The organism is Pseudomonas lutea (assembly GCF_000759445.1).
GTDB lineage: Bacteria > Pseudomonadota > Gammaproteobacteria > Pseudomonadales > Pseudomonadaceae > Aquipseudomonas > Aquipseudomonas lutea.
Genome location: NZ_JRMB01000001.1, coordinates 83174 through 101709 on the forward strand (window position 1 = coordinate 83174; position 18536 = coordinate 101709).

Annotated in this window: 13 protein-coding genes; 7 read left to right on the plus strand and 6 right to left on the minus strand. The window is 61.8% G+C overall.

Going from position 1 to position 18536, the window contains the following annotated elements; genetic code table 11:
* Positions 1-19: 19 nt before the first annotated feature.
* Entirely contained in the window at positions 20-2701 is a 2682-nt protein-coding gene (gene ligD / locus LT42_RS00375; protein ID WP_037012696.1) for a DNA ligase D, read from the plus strand.
* Here ligD and LT42_RS00380 read toward each other — a convergent pair.
* Positions 2698-3624 carry an AraC family transcriptional regulator gene (locus LT42_RS00380; RefSeq protein ID WP_037008924.1) on the minus strand — a complete coding sequence of 309 codons (927 nt, stop codon included), beginning with the start codon at positions 3622-3624 and terminating at the stop codon, positions 2698-2700. The genes ligD and LT42_RS00380 overlap by 4 nt on opposite strands.
* A 112-nt stretch (positions 3625-3736) precedes the next feature.
* Between LT42_RS00380 and LT42_RS00385 the strand changes: the two genes are divergently transcribed.
* The gene (locus LT42_RS00385) at positions 3737-4078 is read left to right on the plus strand and encodes a carboxymuconolactone decarboxylase family protein (protein ID WP_037008925.1); all 342 of its coding nucleotides are present in this window, start codon (positions 3737-3739) and stop codon (positions 4076-4078) included.
* Between the two features lie 207 nt (positions 4079-4285).
* On the opposite strand, the gene LT42_RS00390 is transcribed toward LT42_RS00385, so the two are convergent.
* On the minus strand, positions 4286-4621 hold the full coding sequence (locus tag LT42_RS00390) for a hypothetical protein (RefSeq protein ID WP_037008927.1): 336 nt from the start codon (positions 4619-4621) through the stop codon (positions 4286-4288).
* 339 nt (positions 4622-4960) lie between these two features.
* Here LT42_RS00390 and LT42_RS00395 point away from each other — a divergent pair, with 339 nt between their 5' ends.
* Positions 4961-5779 carry an aldo/keto reductase gene (locus tag LT42_RS00395; RefSeq protein WP_037008929.1) on the plus strand — a complete coding sequence of 273 codons (819 nt, stop codon included), beginning with the start codon at positions 4961-4963 and terminating at the stop codon, positions 5777-5779.
* A gap of 684 nt (positions 5780-6463) precedes the next feature.
* On the opposite strand, the gene LT42_RS00400 is transcribed toward LT42_RS00395, so the two are convergent.
* The 4 genes from LT42_RS00400 to LT42_RS00415 all read right to left on the minus strand — a co-directional run bounded on the left by LT42_RS00400 (position 6464) and on the right by LT42_RS00415 (position 10756).
* Positions 6464-7777 (minus strand): MFS transporter, encoded by a 1314-nt coding sequence (locus tag LT42_RS00400; protein ID WP_037008932.1) that lies wholly within the window; start codon positions 7775-7777, stop codon positions 6464-6466.
* 190 nt (positions 7778-7967) lie between these two features.
* Positions 7968-8615, minus strand: a complete 648-nt coding sequence (locus LT42_RS00405; protein WP_037008934.1) for an N-carbamoylsarcosine amidohydrolase — start codon at positions 8613-8615, stop codon at positions 7968-7970.
* Positions 8616-8792: 177 nt separating this feature from the next.
* Positions 8793-9611, minus strand: a complete 819-nt coding sequence (locus tag LT42_RS00410) for an alpha/beta fold hydrolase (protein ID WP_037008937.1) — start codon at positions 9609-9611, stop codon at positions 8793-8795.
* On the minus strand, positions 9608-10756 hold the full coding sequence (locus tag LT42_RS00415; protein ID WP_037008939.1) for an FAD-dependent monooxygenase: 1149 nt from the start codon (positions 10754-10756) through the stop codon (positions 9608-9610). Before LT42_RS00415 ends, LT42_RS00410 begins: the two co-directional genes overlap by 4 nt.
* Before the next feature lie 340 nt (positions 10757-11096).
* On the opposite strand from LT42_RS00415, the gene LT42_RS00420 reads away from it, so the two are divergent.
* The 4 genes from LT42_RS00420 to LT42_RS00435 all read left to right on the plus strand — a co-directional run bounded on the left by LT42_RS00420 (position 11097) and on the right by LT42_RS00435 (position 17706).
* On the plus strand, positions 11097-12146 hold the full coding sequence (locus LT42_RS00420) for a 2,5-dihydroxypyridine 5,6-dioxygenase (RefSeq protein ID WP_037008941.1): 1050 nt from the start codon (positions 11097-11099) through the stop codon (positions 12144-12146).
* 253 nt (positions 12147-12399) lie between these two features.
* Complete coding sequence (locus LT42_RS00425) at positions 12400-12834, plus strand: MarR family winged helix-turn-helix transcriptional regulator (protein ID WP_152597634.1); 435 nt, start codon at positions 12400-12402, stop codon at positions 12832-12834.
* Between the two features lie 751 nt (positions 12835-13585).
* Entirely contained in the window at positions 13586-14104 is a 519-nt protein-coding gene (locus tag LT42_RS00430) for a (2Fe-2S)-binding protein (RefSeq protein WP_037008945.1), read from the plus strand.
* Positions 14101-17706, plus strand: a complete 3606-nt coding sequence (locus tag LT42_RS00435) for a molybdopterin cofactor-binding domain-containing protein (RefSeq protein WP_037008947.1) — start codon at positions 14101-14103, stop codon at positions 17704-17706. The genes LT42_RS00430 and LT42_RS00435 overlap by 4 nt, the downstream gene beginning before the upstream one ends.
* Positions 17707-18536 lie beyond the last annotated feature (830 nt).

Sequence of the window (18536 nt, forward strand, 5' to 3'; positions counted from 1 at the left end):
TGCGCAGAGGTTGATTGTCATGACGAAACCTGTGAGTGAATACACCCGCAAGCGCAACTTCGATGTCACGTCCGAGCCGGCGGAAAGCGAGGACCAGGCACGAAGCGAGAAGGGCAAGGCGCTGAGTTTCGTCATTCACAAGCACGATGCGCGCAATCTGCATTACGACTTTCGCCTCGAGCTGGACGGCACCCTGAAGAGCTGGGCAGTGCCGAAAGGGCCAAGTCTGGACCCGAAAAACAAGCGCCTGGCGGTGCATGTCGAAGACCATCCGCTGGGCTACGGCACTTTTGAGGGCAGCATTCCAGAGGGCGAATACGGCGCAGGTGATGTGATCGTCTGGGACCGGGGCATCTGGCAGCCCCATGGCGATCCGCAGGAGACCTACAAGGCCGGCAAACTCAAATTCACCCTGATTGGCGAAAAGCTCACCGGTGACTGGACGCTGGTACGCACCCGTTTGCCGGGCAATAGCGACAAAGAGCAGTGGTTGCTGATCAAGGAAAAGGACGAGGCGGTGCGGCCACAGGATGAGTACGACATCGTGGTCGACAAGCCGCAAAGTGTCGTGAGCGGCGCGACCGTGGGCGCAGGGCGAGGCACACCTTCGACCGCCAAGCGCAAGTCCGGTGTATCGGCCCCCGAAGCGAAGGCTGCAAAGCAAACTTCAGAAAAGGCCGCAAAGAGCGCGCCTGCCAAAAAGGGCGCTGCGTCGAAGAAAAGCCCCGTTCCCGCAAAGCTCACGCCGCAGTTGGCGACCTTGATGGACGCGCCGCCCGAAGGCGAATGGCTCTATGAAATCAAATACGACGGGTATCGCCTGCTGACACGAATCATTGATGGCGAGCTGAAATTCTTCACCCGCAACGGCAACGACTGGACCGACAGATTGCCCCTGCAAGCCAAGGCCATCGCGGCTCTGAAGCTGGACAACACGTGGCTGGATGGCGAGGTGGTGGTGCTGAACGATGCCGGTTTGCCGGATTTTCAGGCGCTGCAGAACGCGTTCGATATTGGTCGCAGCAAGGACATCGTCTATTACCTGTTCGATGTGCCCTTTCTCAACGGCGAAGACCTGCGCCAGCAGCCGGTTCAAGACCGCCGCGCGGCATTGCAGAAGGTCCTTGGGCGACAGAAAAAGGGCCTGGTGCGGTTCTCCGATGCCTTCACTGCGGGCCATCGCGACATCATCGAAAGCGCCTGCCTGCTGTCTCTCGAAGGGGTGATTGGCAAGCGTGCCGGCAGCGCGTATCAGTCCCGACGGAGTGCCGACTGGATCAAGCTCAAATGCAAGTTGCGCCAGGAGTTCGTCATCGTTGGCTTCACCCGGCCGCAAGGTGCGCGCAACGGTTTTGGTGCGTTGCTGCTGGCCGTCAACGAGGAGGGCGCCGGCTGGGTGTACGCGGGCCGTGTCGGCACCGGCTTCAACCAGCAGATGCTCGCCGATCTGCTGGAGCAGATGAAGCCCTTGGAACAGGATGCCTCGCCGCTGGCCAAGAAAGTCACTTCTGCTCAAGCCCGCAGCGTGCATTGGATAAAGCCGACGCTGGTGGCAGAAGTCGAGTTTGGCGAGTGGACCCGCGACGGCATCATTCGCCATTCCGCGTTTGTGTCGCTGCGCACCGATAAACCGGCCAGCGAGGTGGTTCACGAGTACCCCAAGACGCCAAAAGACATCAAGGCGCCGTTCAAGCCTGCTGCCACCAAAGCGTCGGGCGGGACGAGCAAGGCGGCGAAAAGCGAGGCTGTTACAGCGAAAAAAACCACATCATTGAGCAAGCGTGCCGACAAGGACCGCATCGACGTGGCGGGTGTCATGGTCAGTCACCCGGAGCGGTTGATCGACGCCGCGAGCGGCTTGCACAAAATCGATCTTGCGCAATATTACGCGTCGGTAGCGGACTGGATTCTGCCGCACCTTGACCATCGGCCCGTGGCGCTGCTGCGCTGCCCGGAAGGGGTCGAAGGCGAGCAGTTTTTCCAGAAGCATTCCGAGCGCATGGCGATCCCGAACATCAAGCAACTGGACCCCAAGCTTGACCCCGGGCACGCCCGCCTGATGGAGATCGACAGCGTGAAGGCGTTGGTGGGCGCGGCGCAGATGGGCACCATCGAACTGCACACCTGGGGCGCGACGTACGATCGGATCGAATTGCCGGATCACTTCGTGCTCGATCTTGACCCCGATGCCGAGCTGCCCTGGCGCAGCATGATCGAAGCGACGCAACTGACGTTGTCGACCCTCGACGAGCTGGGCCTGGACGCGTACGTCAAAACCAGTGGCGGCAAGGGCATGCACATCGTCGTGCCCCTCGCACGCCGTGCGGATTGGGACACCGTCAAAGCCTTCGCCAAAGCGCTGGCGCAGTTCATGGCGCGTGAGTTGCCCGAACGGTTCACGGCGACGTCCGGCCCGAAAAACCGCGTGGGCAAGATTTTCATCGATTACCTGCGCAATACCCGCGGCGCCAGCACGGTGGTGGCGTACTCGGCCAGGGCGAGGCCGGGCTTGCCCGTCTCGGTGCCGATCAGCCGTGATGAGCTGACTGAGGTGCAGTCGGCGGCCCAGTGGACGATCGCCAACCTGCAACAACGGTTGCGCAAGCTGAAAGCTGACCCGTGGGCCGGTTACAAGAATAACCAGCGACTGACCAAGCCGATGTGGAAGCGCCTTGGAGCAACGCCGCCTGCACAGAGTTAGGTCGTGTCCCCACCGGCGGAAAGACTTCGGCGCAGCTGCCCCGGCGCCATTCCGTAGGTCTCCTTGAAGACTTTGCTGAACGCCGCTTGTGACTGGTAACCCACTTGGGCGGCGATATCGCTCAACCCCCCTTGCGACCGGCTCAGCAAGCCGTACGCATGCTGCATGCGCACCTGCGTCAGCAGCGTCCAGGGCGAGCTGCCGCTGAGTTTTGCAAAGGCCCGCATAAACGTCGCCCGCGACATGCTCGCCTGTTCCGCCAGCGCTTCGATGCTCCAGTCGTGAGCCGGGTCTTCAAGCATGGCCTGCCAGGCGCGCCCGAGACGCCGGTCACTCAGCAGCGCAAGGCTGCCTTCCTGCAGGGGCGATTGACGCAAGTGCTCGCGCAGCACCAAGGTAAACAACGCCGAAGTGAGCGCGTTGACCATGAACTGACCGCCCGCCTGATTGGCCTCCGCCTCACTGCGCAGCAGCGCCACCAGCGAGGGCAGGGGGTCGTTCTGGCCAAGGGCCCGGGTGGAGACCTTGACGTAATCCGGCAGCGAGGCGAACAGCAGGGCCTGGCGCTGGTGGATGAAGCGTCCGCAGAGTAAATCCAGCTCCGCGCCCTCGCCAAAGCGCTGCACAGGCAACAGACCATTGTTGGTCTGGCGCTGCGGCCGTGAAGGCGCCACGCGTGGGCCGGTGCTCATCAGCAGATGCTGACTGCCGCGGGGCAGCACCAGGATATCCCCTGCGGTCAGGGTCAGGCGTTGCTGGTCGGGCATCTCTACCCGGCATTCTCCGGCCAGCACGATGTGATACGGCGCGATACCGGTCGGTTCCTGATCGTGTTCGAGGGCCCAGTCGCCTTGAAAGTGACAGCGGAGGTCCAGGCTGCCGCGGATGTCGGCCAGGGAGATGAGCGTGTTGAGGGCGTTCATATGCGACTTTCGGACAAGAAAATGAGCCAAACGAGCAAGCCGCGACAAGGTCGATGACCGAGACTGATCGTGTTCCGGCGCAGTCTAGTCGCCGCCTTCAGGAGATACCAATATGTTCAGCAATTGGCCCGATCTGGTTTCAACCATCAAGCAGTCATTTGGCGCACTGTCCAAATCCAATCCGAAAATGGTCAAGGCTTACATGGCCCTTGGCGAGGCCGCTGCGGAAAATAACGTCCTCGACGCCAAGACCCGCGAGCTGATTTCTCTTGCCGTGGCCGTCACCACCCGTTGTGACGGTTGTCTGGGTACTCACGCTCAGGCCGCCATTGCTGCCGGGGCAACACGTGAAGAGGTCGCCGCAGCGTTGGCCACGGCTATCTCGTTGAATGCGGGTGCAGCGTATGTCTATTCGCTCCATGCGCTGGAAGCCTACGACGCGCTGAAGCAGTAAGCGCCTGGGTTGAATCCGCCGGAATGTCTGGATATTGGCATTCCGGGCATCTCAGATAGGAGGCAAATGCGTAAGTGCCAGGTTGGCGAGCGCGTGGCTGCAGTCACTTCACGTTGAAGGCGCCATTGGGTTCGCCAGCAAGCCGGCTCCTACGGACGGAGTAGGGATGCTGGTGAAATGGGTCGCCTGCGCCAACGCTCTCCCGGCTTATTTGACGCCATCTGTCCTTTCGCCTTCCTCGGCCGGGTAAAACTCACCGTCCAGCCCGGCCGCCAGCAAGCGTTCGCGCACGCGCGTCTCGACTTCGAGCACTTGCTCGGGGTTATCAATATCGTCGAGCACCAGCCAGACCGGCATCACGTTCTGGCCGTGGGTGCCTTCGCTCAGCATGTCGTGGGAAAACACTTGATTGGCGCGCCACAGGCACAGTTCGTCTTCGCTGTGACCGGCTTCGCGAATCGCGGTAGTCGACGTCAGCCACACCTCGGTGTAGGGGCGAAGGTCGGCGTCGGCGATTTCGTTGAGGGTAATGACGGTTTTCATGGAGGGCCTCCGATTGTTCAAGATGCAGATGTGACGCATGGCGCGGACCAGCGTTCCCGAGATCTGCGCAGATGGTCCAATCGGCTTGAACCGACGCTGCGTCACCGGGGTCGATCAATGACTGCACGCTAACGCCCGCGCATCACCCGGGCATCAGGAGACTCGCCTGTGACCGACCCATGGCTGCTCAGCCGTAGAAGGCTGCTGAACCTGGTTGCCAGTGGCTCGGCGGCGTGGGCCTTGAGCTGCGCGTTGACTGACGCTGGCGCCAACAGCGTCGCTTATCCCCCCGAACACCCACCCACCGGTGCATCGCCGGGTCCAGCAGGAGAAGGGAACATGCTCACAAAAAATATTCCGTCCAGCGGCGAAGCGTTGCCGGTGATTGGCCTCGGCACGTATCGAGGGTTCGATGTCGAGCCCGGCAGCGAGGCCTACAAACTGCTGCCCGCGGTGGTCGACCAGCTTTTCAGTGCTGGCGGTACTGTGATCGACAGCTCGCCGATGTATGGTCGCGCCGAGCAGAGCACCGGCGAACTGCTGTCGATTCATCAGCCCTCGTCGCCGGCGTTTCTGGCGACCAAGGTATGGACCCGTGGGCGTGACGCCGGGATCGCGCAGATGGAAGATTCGTTTCGGTTGTTGCAGACCGAGCGCATCGACCTCATGCAGATTCACAATCTGCTCGACTGGAAGACTCACTTGCCGACGTTGCGTGCGTGGAAGGAAGAGGGGCGAGTGCGCTACATCGGCCTGACGCACTACACCGCATCGGCTTATGACGAGGTTGAGGCAGCGCTCAGAGCCGAGTCCTTCGATTTCCTGCAGATCAACTACGCCCTGGACGACCGCGCTGTCGAAGCGCGCTTGCTGCCGTTATGCCGTGAGCGGGGTTTGGCGGTGATCTGCAATCGGCCATTTGGCGGCGGCGGGCTGCTCGGACGCCTGCGCGACACGCCGTTGCCAGGCTGGGCGGGGGAGGTGCAGGCCAAAAGCTGGGCGCAACTGGCGCTGAAGTTTTTGATCTCCCATCCGGCGGTGACGTGCGTCATCCCCGGTACGGGCAATCCCAAATACATGAAGGAAAACGCCGAAGCCGGACGCGGGCCGCTGCTGACCGATGCTCAGCGACAGCAGTTGATTGCACGAGTGGGGTAAGCGGTCTTTTGATCGCAGAATAGGAGGCCCCCTCCTGCACCCCGGCCAATACACGCGCTCCCGCTTTTGTAGGAGCGCGCTTGCCCGCGAAAGCATTTTGTCAGTCAACATCTTCATGACTGACCCATCGCGTTCGCCAGCAAGCCGGCTCCTACAGGTCGGTGTCGACAAATACCGGTTATCCACCGGTTCCGACGGCCGTGGTGCCTGACAACCGTCGATCATTCACCCGCTCCAACGGCGGCGGGCCCGACATTTATTTGCCAATTCGCCGCAAATCGCTGTAGGAGCGCGCTTGCCCGCGAAGGCGTTTTGTCAGCGACATCTTTATGGATGACCGACCGCGTTCGCCAGCAAGCCGGCTCCTACAGGTCGGCGTCGACAAATACCGGTCATCCACCGGCCCCGACGGCTGTAGTGTCCGGCAACCATCGATCATTCACCGGTCCTTGCGGCTGTGGCCCCGACACTTTTCGGCAGTTCGCCGCGGACTGCTGTAGGAGCCGGCTTGCTGGCGAAGGCGTTTTGTCAGCCGGCATCTTTATGGATGACCCACCGCGTTCGCCAGCAAGCCGGCTCCTACAGGTCTGCGTCGACAGATACCGGTCATCCACCGGCCCCGACGGCTGTCGTGTCCGGCAACCATCGGTCATTCACCGGGTCCCGCGGTCGCGGTGACTTGGATCACCGGTTCACCAGCTTCGCCGGCAGGGCCACGACCAGGAGGCTGCTGAGGATCAGGCAGCCGGCGAAAAACCATAATGCGCCGGCGCTGCTGCCGGTCACGTCGATGGCGATGCCCATCATCGAATTACTCACCAATCCTGCGATGTTGGCCAGGGAGCAGGCCAGGGCAAAACCGGTCGCCGCCGCACGGCCCTTGAGGAATGTGGCCGGCAGGCTGAAGAACACCGGCACGGCGCCGATGATGGCCGCCGACGCGACAGCGAACAACGCAACGGTCGCCACCACGTTGTGCGTGAAGAAAGGGCTGGCAGCCATCGCCACTGCGCCGATCCAGAACGGCACGATGATGTGCCAGCGGCGTTCGCGACGGCGGTCCGAACTGGCGCCGATCATCAGCATGCCGATCAGCGCCGCCACGCTGGGCAGCGCGGTCAGGACACCGATGTGGAAGGTATCGACGACACCGGCGTTCTTGATGAACGTGGGCATCCAGAAGCCCATCGCGTAGGCGCTGAGCAGGATGGAAAAGTCGATGCCGCCGAGCATCCACACTTTCAGATTGAAAAAACCGTCGCGGAAGCTGTGCTTGCTGTCCTTGCCCTCGGCATCGTCCAGACGCAACTCGCCTTCCAGCAGCGCCTGCTCAGTGCTGTTCAACCATTTGGCGTCTTTTGGCGCATTCGGCAGCGCCCAGAAGGTCATCACCCCCAACAGCACGCTGGGAATTCCCTCGATCAGAAACAGCCACTGCCAGCCGCGCAGCCCGGCGGTCTGGTCGAAGTGGCCCATGATCCAGCCCGAGAGCGGCCCGCCGATGACGCTGGAGAGCGGCAGCCCGATCATGAACAGGGCGATGATGCGGCCACGGCGGTAGGTCGGAAACCAGGTGGTCAGGTAAAACAGCACGCCGGGCAGGAAACCCGCTTCCGCGGCGCCGAGAAAAAACCGCAACACGTAAAATTGCGTGGGCGTGCTGACGAACAGGGTGCAGGACGACAGCAAGCCCCAGGTGATCATGATCCGTGCGATCCAGATCTTCGCCCCGACCCGTTCCAGCACCAGATTGCTGGGCACTTCAAACAGGATATAGCCGACAAAGAACAGACCGGCGCCGAGGCCGAAAGCCATCTCGCTGAAGTGCAACTGATCAAGCATCTGCAGTTTGGCAAAGCCGATGTTGATGCGGTCCAGGTAAGCGGCCAGGTAGCAGAAGCACAGGAACGGAATCAGCTTCCAGGTGATCTTGCTGTAAAGCGCCTTGATCGGGTCCGCCGCAACAGTGGCGGCGGTGTTTACATTCGCAGAGGGCATGGGTATCTCCTGGCGGTTCTTCGACCGGTTAGCGCGGCGGCGGCTGATCTTGCCTGCGTTTGCGGCGTTCGCATATGGGCGCTTTTACGAAGCTGCAAGCTGCAAGAAATACCGCAGCGCGCGCTCCCTCGCTTGCAGCTTGCAGCTTGCAGCTTGCAGCTCGTAGCTCGTAGCTCGTAGCTTGTGTCGCTTACCGCTTGATGCCCGCAGCCTGTAACTGCTCCATTGCCTCTCGCTTGCCGACCACGTCCCCGTATTTGCTGTCGATGTCGAACAGGTTGGCTTCGTGGGGATCAGGGTGGCGATCGCCGACGCATTCGCGCACGACGATGGTGCGGAAACCGTGCTGCACCGCATCCACCGCCGTGGCGCGAATGCAGCCGCTGGTGGAGCATCCGGCCAGGACGACGGTGTCGATACCTTGCGCGTGCAGCATTGATGCCAGCGAGGTGCCGAAGAACGAACTGGCGTACTGCTTGCTGATCACCACTTCTTCGGGCAGCGGCTGCACGGCCTCGCAGAACGCGGCGAGTGGGTTGCCTTCCACCATGTCTTTCATCACCGGCGCCTTCCTGACCCACATTCCGCCATCGGCGAAATGCGTCGGGTGGTAACGGATGTTGGTGTGAACCACGGGGATGCCCAGGCGCCGAGCGCAGGCCAGCAGCTCGACGCTTTCAGCCACCGCATTTACCACCCCCGGCGCATACAGCGGCGCACCGGGCTGCGTGTAGCCCTGCATGAAGTCGATCATCAGCAGGGCCGGCTTCACGCCGAAGCCGATGCGGTTACCCCATACGCCCTGATAATTGGCGTCTGCGCTTTGTGGGTCGGTCATTGCGTGGTCCTCGGTCAATGAAGTTGAAGTCGGAAATATGTCGGGCGCAAATGCCGTAGGCGCCGGCTTGCTGGCGAATGCATCAGGACAGCGGGCAACGTGTTGAGACGAATGACGCGTTCGCCAGCAAGCCGGCTCCTACAGCGTGATGTCGCCTCACGCCATCAGAACCTTGGCTCAATCCAGAGTGGTCCCCAGAAAATCACCAAACGCGGCAAAGAACCCCGGCAGGTTGTCCCACGGGATCATGTGCCCGGCCTCAGCCACGCGAGCGATTTTGATGCCGGGCTGCAACGCGCGCATTTCGGCTTCGTCCTCTGGCTGAATCACGCCGCCACGCTCGGCCACGATGAGCAGGGCAGGGACCGGAAGGTTCGGCAGGTCCTGATGAAAATCGACCTCATGGAAATCGTTGAAAGCCCGCACGATGGCCGGCTCGTAGCAGGTATGCAGCCATTCGGCGCGCAGCTGCAGTTGCTCCGGCGTCCAGGTCGGGCAAAACGCGCGCATATCCTGCGCGCTCATGCCCTGTTGCGATTGGCGAATGGAGTTCACGTACCACGGCAGCTTGGCGGGATATTCACGACGCCCCGGACCCGACACCGGCGGATCGATTAGTACCAGGCTTTTCAGACCCTGCGGGTTGCGCACCGAGGCCCGCGTGGCGAAACGCGCGCCCATGGAGTGACCTACCAAGTGATAGCGGTCGATGCCCATGGCGGCGGCAAACGCACCGATGTCATCGGCACAAGTGTCGACGCTGTAGTCCAGCTCCGGGCCGGTGGAAGAAAGGCCTCGTCCACGCGCATCCAGCACGTAGGTGTCAAAGTGTTCGCCCAGCCGTTCGGCGACGAATCCCCAGGTGATCGCCGGGCTGGTGATGCCCGGTATCAGCACCAGTGCCGGTTTGCCGGCGTGTTTTTCGCCGCCGTAGCGCAGGTAGTGCTGGCGAATCCCGTTGGCGTGGACGTTGCCACCATGGATGAACGTACTCACGCTGCCACCCCCGATTTCAGTTCCTGGCCGTACAGGTCATACCCGTAAACCCAGGCGGGATCCTCCTGCGTGCGCAGCCAGGTGTTGGCGTTGGAGACCGCCTGCACGCGAGAAGCGCGCTCCTTGCGGTTGGCTTCATAAAGCTGGAACGCGGTGCGGTAGTCCGTCAGGCCGGTTTCCTCCAGGCAGCGGGTGAGCATCGCGGCGTCTTCGATGGCCATCCCCGCGCCTTGAGCCATGTGCGGCTTCATCGGGTGGCAAGCATCACCGAGCAGCACCAGACGGCCTCGGCTCCACAACGGCAGCGGGTTGCGGTTGAGCAACGGCCACTTGGTCACGCTGTCAGTGGACTCGATGAGCGCCTGCACGGTGGGGTGGTAGCCGGCGAACGCTTCGTACATCTCGGCCTGGCTGCTGTCGACCCAGTTGCTCTGAAAGTCCCATTCGGCGTGGGGTACGCCGGTCACGTAGTAGTACTCATCGCGCTTGCCGGTGGTGTGATAAACCATCATGTGTCGGTCCTCGCTCCACCACTTCACGCAGTTTTCAAAATTCAGGTTGTACTTCGTCAGCACCTCGCTGGGGATCAGAGCGCGGTGCGCGACCCAGCCGCTGTACAAAGGTTTTTCATGGCCGAGCAGTTCTTCGCGGATCTTTGAGTTGATGCCGTCTGCGCCAATCACGATGTCGGCGTCGGCGTGAGTGCCGTCCGTAAAATTAAGGCGCACACCGTTGTCGCGCTCTTCAAGCGTGGTCAGGCATTTGCTGAAATGCACGCTGCCAGGCGCCAGCGTCGACATCTGCAGCGCGTGCAGGTCACCGCGGTGCACGGTGATGTAAGCCGCACCGTATTCCTTGACCGAGAATTCGCCCAAGGCAATGCGGGCGAGGTAATCGCCGGTCGCGCCGTCGCGGCTAAACCAGAAATCCGGGTGCGAACCCATGTCGCTCAGCGGCTCTTCGATGCCCATCCGGCGAAAGATTTTCATGATGTTCGGGCCCATGTGGATGCCGGCACCGATGCGAGAAAACTCAGGCGCCTGTTCGTAGACATCCACTTGAAAACCGGCTTTCTGCAACAGCGTCGCAGCGGCAGCGCCCCCCAGACCGGCTCCGACGATGGCGATTTTTTGCGTGGTAGGCATGGCGCGCATTCCTTCGTATTGGGTGAATTCGAGCTGACCGGGTCAACACCGAGTGTGAGGTCTTGCTGCGTTTTTAAAGTGTATACGCTGATATTTTCAAAAGTGAATCGTTTTATTCAGAAGCGGCAAGGAGGTGTCGCAATCAGGCATGTTGCGCTCTTAGTCCATTTTTATGGGAGATTGTGTACTTGGGTAACAATCAGGTGCGCCTCTTGCAGTCAGCAAGGGATTGAGGTCTTATAAGTTTAAATAAGCGTGTACGCTGCAAAAATGCACCGGTCTGATGCGCGATGCCTTGCGATGGTGCATCCGGGCCGATATCCCGCCGAGGAGATGTGAGATGCCGGTTAGCGATTGCGAATTGACCCAGATGTTTGAACACGTTCTGACGTTGTCCAGGGTGGACGCCACGCAAAGCGTGGCGGTGCTCAAGAGCCACTATTCCGACCCGCGCACCGTGCGCGCCGCCATGGATGCCGCGCAGCGACTGGGCGCGAAGGTGTACGCGGTCGAGTTGCCCTCGTTCAATCACCCAAAAGCCATGGGCAATGACATGACCGCTTACTGCGGCGACACGGCGCTTACGGGCAATATCGCGGCGCAGCGGGCCCTTGAAGCGGCGGACCTGATTGTCGACACGATGATGCTGCTGCATTCCCCGGAACAGGAGCAAATCCTCAAAACCGGCACGCGGATCCTGCTGGCCGTCGAACCCCCGGAAGTGCTGGCGCGGATGCTGCCGACGGTGGCCGACAAGGAGCGTGTCCTGGCCGCTGAACAGGTGCTGAAAGCTGCGCGGTCGATTCAGGTGAAGTCACGCGCTGGCAGCGATTTCCGCGCGCAGTTGGGGCAGTATCCCTCGGTCACCGAATACGGTTTCGCTGACGAGCCGGGGCGTTGGGATCACTGGCCGAGCGGGTTTCTGTTCTCCTGGCCAAACGAAGAAACCGCGCAGGGCACGCTGGTCATTGACGTTGGCGATATCGTGCTGCCGTTCAAGACCTACTCCCGCGAACAGATCACGCTGGAGATTGATAAAGGGTTTATTACGTCCATCCATGGCGGCTTCGAGGCCGAGTACCTGCGCGATTACCTGAAGTACTTCAACGACCCGGAGGTTTACGGCATTTCCCATATCGGCTGGGGCCTGCAACCGCGTGCGCAGTGGACGGCGATGGGGCTGCATGACAAGAACGACGGTATGTGCATGGACGCCCGGGCGTTCTATGGCAATTTCCTGTTTTCTACCGGACCGAATACTGAAGTCGGCGGCACCCGTAAAACCCCGTGCCACCTGGATATCCCGCTGCGCCGCTGTGATATTTATCTGGACGATCAGGCTGTGGTGCTGGCGGGGGAGGTGGTGGCGCCCGAAGCGTCCAGGGCCTGAGGTATCGGCTCCCACGCGGACGTGTGGGAGCGCGCTTGCCCACGAAGGTGTTTCGGTGACATCCACGTCACAGGCCCGCTGTAATTGAGGGAAGGCGCGCTTCTACGTGGCAGTGGAATACTCACCCGTTGCGCCACATCAGGAAGCTGTTTAGTGGCTGAAGATTCCCCTCAATCCCCGCAACCGTTACTGTAGCCACCCCTTCCAGATCCCGCCGAACGAGCCACCCGTGTCCACTGAGCCTTCTTCCCATATCGATTCGTCGTACACGTTTTCCGAACAAGTCGGGCATCTGCTGCGCAAGGCCTACCAGCGTCATCTGGCAATCTTTCAGCAGAACGTGGGGGATTCGCAGCTGACCGCCGTGCAGTTCGTCACCCTGTGTGCGCTGCGTGATCATGGCCCTAGCTCGCAGACCGAGCTGGTCAAGGCCACCGCCGTTGATCAGGCGACCATCCGCGGCATCGTCGATCGCCTGAAGGCCCGCGACCTCATCAGCCTGGACCCGGATCCGCAAGACCGCCGCAAAGTGATCTGCAGCCTGACCGATAGCGGGTTGCGCCTGGTGCAGGAAACCGTCCCCCGCGCCGCGCAAATCAGCGAGCTGACCCTGAGCAAACTCAACCCCGCCGAGCGCGTAGCGGTGCTGTTTTTGCTGCGCAAGCTGATTGATGAAGGTGATGAATAGCCGGCTCTGATCGCGCCGACCGTGATCGCGTTGAACCACCGTGCTGTTCACTCAACGCCTGGACCGGCGATGAATAACCACGTCTGAACGCATACCCCTTGTAGGAGCGCGCTTGCCCGCGAAAGCATTCCACCCGCGACATCACCGCGGCTGGCCCACCGCATTCGCGAGCAAGCTCACTCCTACATTGACCGCGTCTTGCGATCCAGTCACGCCATCGTGTGTCACGCCACCGCCTGTAGGAGCGCGCTTGCCCGCGAAAGATTTCCGCCTGCGACATTCTTGTGTCTGACCCACCGCATTCGCGAGCAAGCTCACTCCTACATTGACCGCGTCTTGCGATCCAGTCACGCCATCGTGTGTCACGCGACCGTCTGTAGGAGCGCGCTTGCCCGCGAAAGCATTCCACCCGCGATATCACCGCGCCTGACCCACCGCATTCGCGAGCAAGCTCACTACTACATTGACCGTGGCTTGCGACCCAGTCACGCCATCGCCTGCCACGCGACCGTCTGTAGGAGCGCGCTTGCCCGCGAAAGATTTCTGCCGGCGATATCACCGCGCCTGACCCACCGCATCCGCGAGCAAGCTCACTCCCACATTTGGCTGACCATCGCAATCGCGGCGGCGGAGGGACGATGGCTTCCCTCTAAAACTCCGGCGTCTTACAGGCTTTTCTCCACTGGCATGTTTCCTGCTCCCTTTTGGTGAAGTAACCACTTCATCAAAAGCTAGCTACAGCGGGTAACACATGACGGCTGAGACACGTGCAGTGCAGCGGGTGGCGGAAAAGACCGTGACCTTCATGGTCAATGGCCAGACTTCAACCGTCACGGCGATGCCTGACACGCCGCTGTTACTGATCCTGCGCAACGACCTGCATCTTAATGGCCCCAAATACGGCTGCGGTCTGGGTGAATGCGGCGCCTGTACGGTCATCATCGATGGCGTCGCCGCCCGCTCTTGCGTGTTTCCTCTGGCTGGCGCACACGGTCGGGACATCACCACGCTGGAGGGCATCGGTTCGCGCGAACGCCCGCATCCGGTGCAGCAGGCCTTCATCGATGAACAGGCCGCGCAATGCGGTTATTGCATGAACGGCATGATCATGACCGCCAAAGCCTTGCTCGACCGCAACCCGCATCCCACCGAAACGCAAATCCGCAACGAACTGTCGGCCAACCTGTGCCGCTGCGGGACGCACCTGGAAATCCTCCGCGCGGTCATGCGTGCTGCGCGTCCTCACTCCAGCCCGGATCCTGTCAAATGACCCAGACCTTGCCCACACGCGACCAATTGCTCGCCCAAAATGGCGTGCTGCTGATCGTCGACGACATCCTGCCGCCTTCCGGCCCGGTGGCCAAAGGCGGCACGCCGGCCGTGCGGCCCATGGAGCTGGGGCTGTTCATTGCCATCGACCAGAACAGCCGCGTATATGCCTTCAACGGTCACGTTGACCTCGGCACCGGCATTCGCACCGCGCTGACGCAGATCGTCGCCGAGGAGCTGGACCTGCAGATGGATCAAGTCACGATGATCCTCGGCGACACCGAGCGGGCACCGAATCAGGGTGCAACCATCGCCAGCGCCACGCTGCAGATCTCCGCCATTCCCCTGCGCAATGCTGCGGCCGAGGCCAGACGTTACCTGTTGCAGCAGGCCGCGCAGCGATGGGCGGTGAGCGTGGATTCGCTTGTCATTGAAAGCGGCGTCATTACATCTGGCGACAGTCGCAAGATGCCGTTTGGCGAGTTGCTGGCTGGTCAACGTGTCGAGCTGCGCATTTCCGACAATGCCCCGCTTAAACGGCTTGAGGACTACAAACTGGTGGGCCAGGGTGCCGCGCGCGTCGACATTCCGGGCAAGGCCACCGGCGAATTGACCTACGTTCACGACATGCGCCTGCCGGACATGCTGCATGGCCGTGTCGTACGCCCGCCGTATGCGGGGTACGACACCGGCGACTTCGTCGGCACCAGCTTGCTGGAGGTGGACGAGTCCTCCATCGCCCATATTCCGGGCATCGTCCGTGTGGTGGTGATTCGGGATTTTGTCGGCATCGTCGCGATGCGCGAGGAACAGGCAGCCAAGGCGGCGCGCGAGCTGAAGATCACCTGGAAGCCCTGGCAGCACCAGTTGCCGGACATGAGCAACATCGAGCAGGCCATTCGCGACAACCCGAGCATTCAGCGGGTCGTGCTGGACCAGGGCAACGTCGAGGATGCGCTTGCCCATGCCAGCGAGCGCATGACGCGGACCTACTTGTGGCCTTACCAGATCCACGGCTCCGTCGGACCGTCATGCGGGCTGGCGGACTACAACGAAGAAAGCCTCCGCGTCTGGTCCGGCACGCAAAACCCGCACATGCTGCGCGCGGATCTGGCCTGGCTACTGGAATACCCCGAAGAGAGGATCGAGATTATCCGCATGGAGGCGGCGGGCTGTTATGGGCGTAACTGCGCCGATGATGTCTGCGCCGACGCCGTGTTGCTGTCTCGGGCGGTGGGCCGGCCGGTGCGGGTGCAGCTGACCCGTGAGCAGGAACACGCCTGGGAGCCCAAAGGCACCGCGCAATTGATGGAGGTCGATGGCGGGCTCAACGCCGATGGCGGGATTGCCGGTTATGACTTCAGCACCCGCTACCCGTCGAACAATTCCCCCACGCTGGCCTTGCTGCTGACCGGTCGCGTGGAGCCGGTGGCGACGATGTTTGAAATGGGCGATCGCACGTCGATCCCGCCTTATGACATCGAGCACATGCGCGTCACCATTCACGACATGGCGCCCATCGTCCGGGCCTCATGGATGCGGGGTGTGTCGGCGTTGCCCAACACGTTTGCTCATGAATCCTACATCGACGAGTTGGCTTTCGCGGCGGGCGTTGACCCGATTGAGTACCGTCTGCGTTACCTGCATGACGAGCGCGCGGCCGAGCTGGTGCGTGCGACCGCTGCCCGGGCCGAGTGGAGCCCGCGCACCCAACCCATGCAGATGCCGGAAGAAGACGGCGTGCTGCGCGGCCGCGGGTTTGCCTACGCGCGTTACATCCACAGCAAGTTCCCCGGATTCGGCGCTGCATGGGCGGCGTGGGTCGCCGATGTCGCCATCGACAAGCACACCGGCGACGTGTCGGTGACGCGCGTGGTGATTGGCCACGACGCCGGCATGATGGTCAATCCTGCCGGTGTGCAGCACCAGATTCATGGCAACGTCGTCCAGTCCACCAGCCGGGTGCTCAAGGAGCGGGTGACGTTCGAGGAGTCCACGGTGGCGAGCAAGGAGTGGGGCGGCTACCCGATTCTGACCTTCCCCGAGGTGCCGAAAGTCGACGTGATGATGATGCCGCGTCAGGCGGATCCGCCCATGGGCGCAGGAGAATCGGCCTCGGTTCCCAGTGCGGCGGCCATTGCCAACGCGGTGTACGACGCGACCGGGATCCGTTTCCGCGAACTGCCGATTACCGCAGAGCGCATCCTTGCCGCGCTGAACAGCGCTGGCAATCAGGCCAACAGCCAGCCGCCGCAATCGCCGAAAGCCAAGCGCTCGAAGTGGCTGTTCGGTTCGTTGTTTGCAGCCTTGGGGGCGGTGTTGGGCATGGCCGCGACGGCGTTGCCCTGGCGTGCGGAAATCGCGCCGATCAGGCCGCCCGACGTGGGCACCTGGTCATCGGCGACTCTGGAGCGTGGGCGTTTGCTGGCGGCCGTGGGCGACTGCGCGGTCTGTCACACCGCCCCGAATGGCGCCGACAATGCCGGCGGGCTGGCGATGCACACGCCGTTCGGCACGCTGTACACCAGCAATATTACCCCGGACCCTGAAACCGGCATCGGCAACTGGTCCTATCCGGCATTCGAGCGGGCGATGCGTGACGGCATCAGTCGCGATGGCAAACATCTCTATCCGGCGTTTCCCTACACCGCTTTCAGAAACATCGAGGACGCCGACATGCAGGCGTTGTACGCCTATTTGATGTCGCAGACGCCGGTGAGGCAGCTTCAGCCTGCCAATGACCTGCGCTTTCCGTTCAACGTGCGGCCGTTGATGGCTGGCTGGAACGCGCTGTATCTGCGAAAAGGTGAGGTGCAGTTGCAGCCGCAACAGAGCGCGCAATGGAACCGCGGCCAGTACCTGGTCAACGGGTTGGGACATTGCGCGGCCTGTCATTCGCCGCGGGATTGGCTAGGGGCGGAGAAGGGCGGGACGTCATTTCTGGCGGGTGGCACCGTTGATGGCTGGGAGGCGCCGGCGCTCAACAGCCTGTCGAAAGCGCCGACGCCGTGGACCGAGGACCAACTGTTTAATTATCTGAGCACCGGGTATTCCGACGCGCACGGCGTGGCGGCGGGTCCGATGGGGCCGGTGGTGACGGAACTGGCGAAGCTGCCGAAGCGTGATGTGCGAGCTATTGCGGTATACCTGGCAGCGCTGAATGAACCTGCACCTGCGGGCGCTGATGCTCGTCCGGCTGCGGCTGCGCCTTTGGATTTGGCATCGGCATCGGCATCGATTGATAACGCGGGCGTCTCGGCGCAGTCGCTGAGCAACGGACGGCGAGTGTTTGAAGGCTCCTGTCAGGGTTGTCATGCCGATGGTCTGGGGCCGAAGCTGTTTGGCGTTAGCCCTTCGCTGGCGAGCAATACCAACGTTCATAGCGCATTGCCGGACAACCTGATCAAGATCATTCAGCAAGGCATCGACAAACCGGCCACGGCCGATCTGGGCTACATGCCGGGCTTCAAGGATAGCCTGTCCGACACCCAGATCAGCGATCTGGCGGCGTATCTGCGCAGCCGGTTCGCCCCGAATGAACCGCAGTGGACCGGGTTGAACGACAAAGTGGCGTATCTCAAAGCCAATCCCGGAACCCATTGATCCCCGACGCCCGAAGCCGCCGGCGAGCGGCGGGCTCGCGAATTACAGCGGTTGCCCGGATCGACTGTAGGAGCGCGCTTGCCCGCGAAAAACAGGTTATGCGTACGACGCAGATTTCAGACATTGCCTGGATTAACTGTAGGAGCCGGCTTGCTGGCGAACCGGGGTATGACAACGACGCCGATGTTGCCTGACCCAGCGCCTTCGCGGGCAAGCGCGCTCCTACAGGTTATGCGTACGGCGCAGATTGCGGAGATATCCGGATTAATCGCAGGAGCGCGCTTGCCCGCGAAAATATCAACCCGCGACACCGCCAAACCTGACCCACCGCATTCGCCAGCAAGCCGGCTCCTACAGATTTGAGTACGCCGCAGATTTCGGAGGTTGCCTGGATTTGCGTATGTCGCGGATTCCCGAGGATGCCCGGATTAATCGCAGGACCGCGCTTGCCCGCGAAAATATCAACCCGCGGCAGCGCCAAACCTGACCCACCGCATTCGCCAGCAAGCCGGCTCCTACAGATTTGAGTACGCCGCAGATTTCGGAGGTTGCCTGGATTTGCGTATGTCGCGGATTCCCGAGGGTGCCCGGATAATTGTAGAAGCGCGCTTGCCCGCGAAAATGTCAGCCCGCGATATCGCCAAACCTGACCCACCGCGTTCGCCAGCAAGCCGGCTCCTAGAGATTTGCGTATGCCGCACATTTCAGAGGTTGCCTGGATTTGCGTATGTCGCAGATTCCACAGATTGCCCGGATCGGTTGTAGGAGCGCGCTTGCCCGCGAAAATATCAACCCGCGACATCGCCAAACCTGACCCACCGCATTCGCCA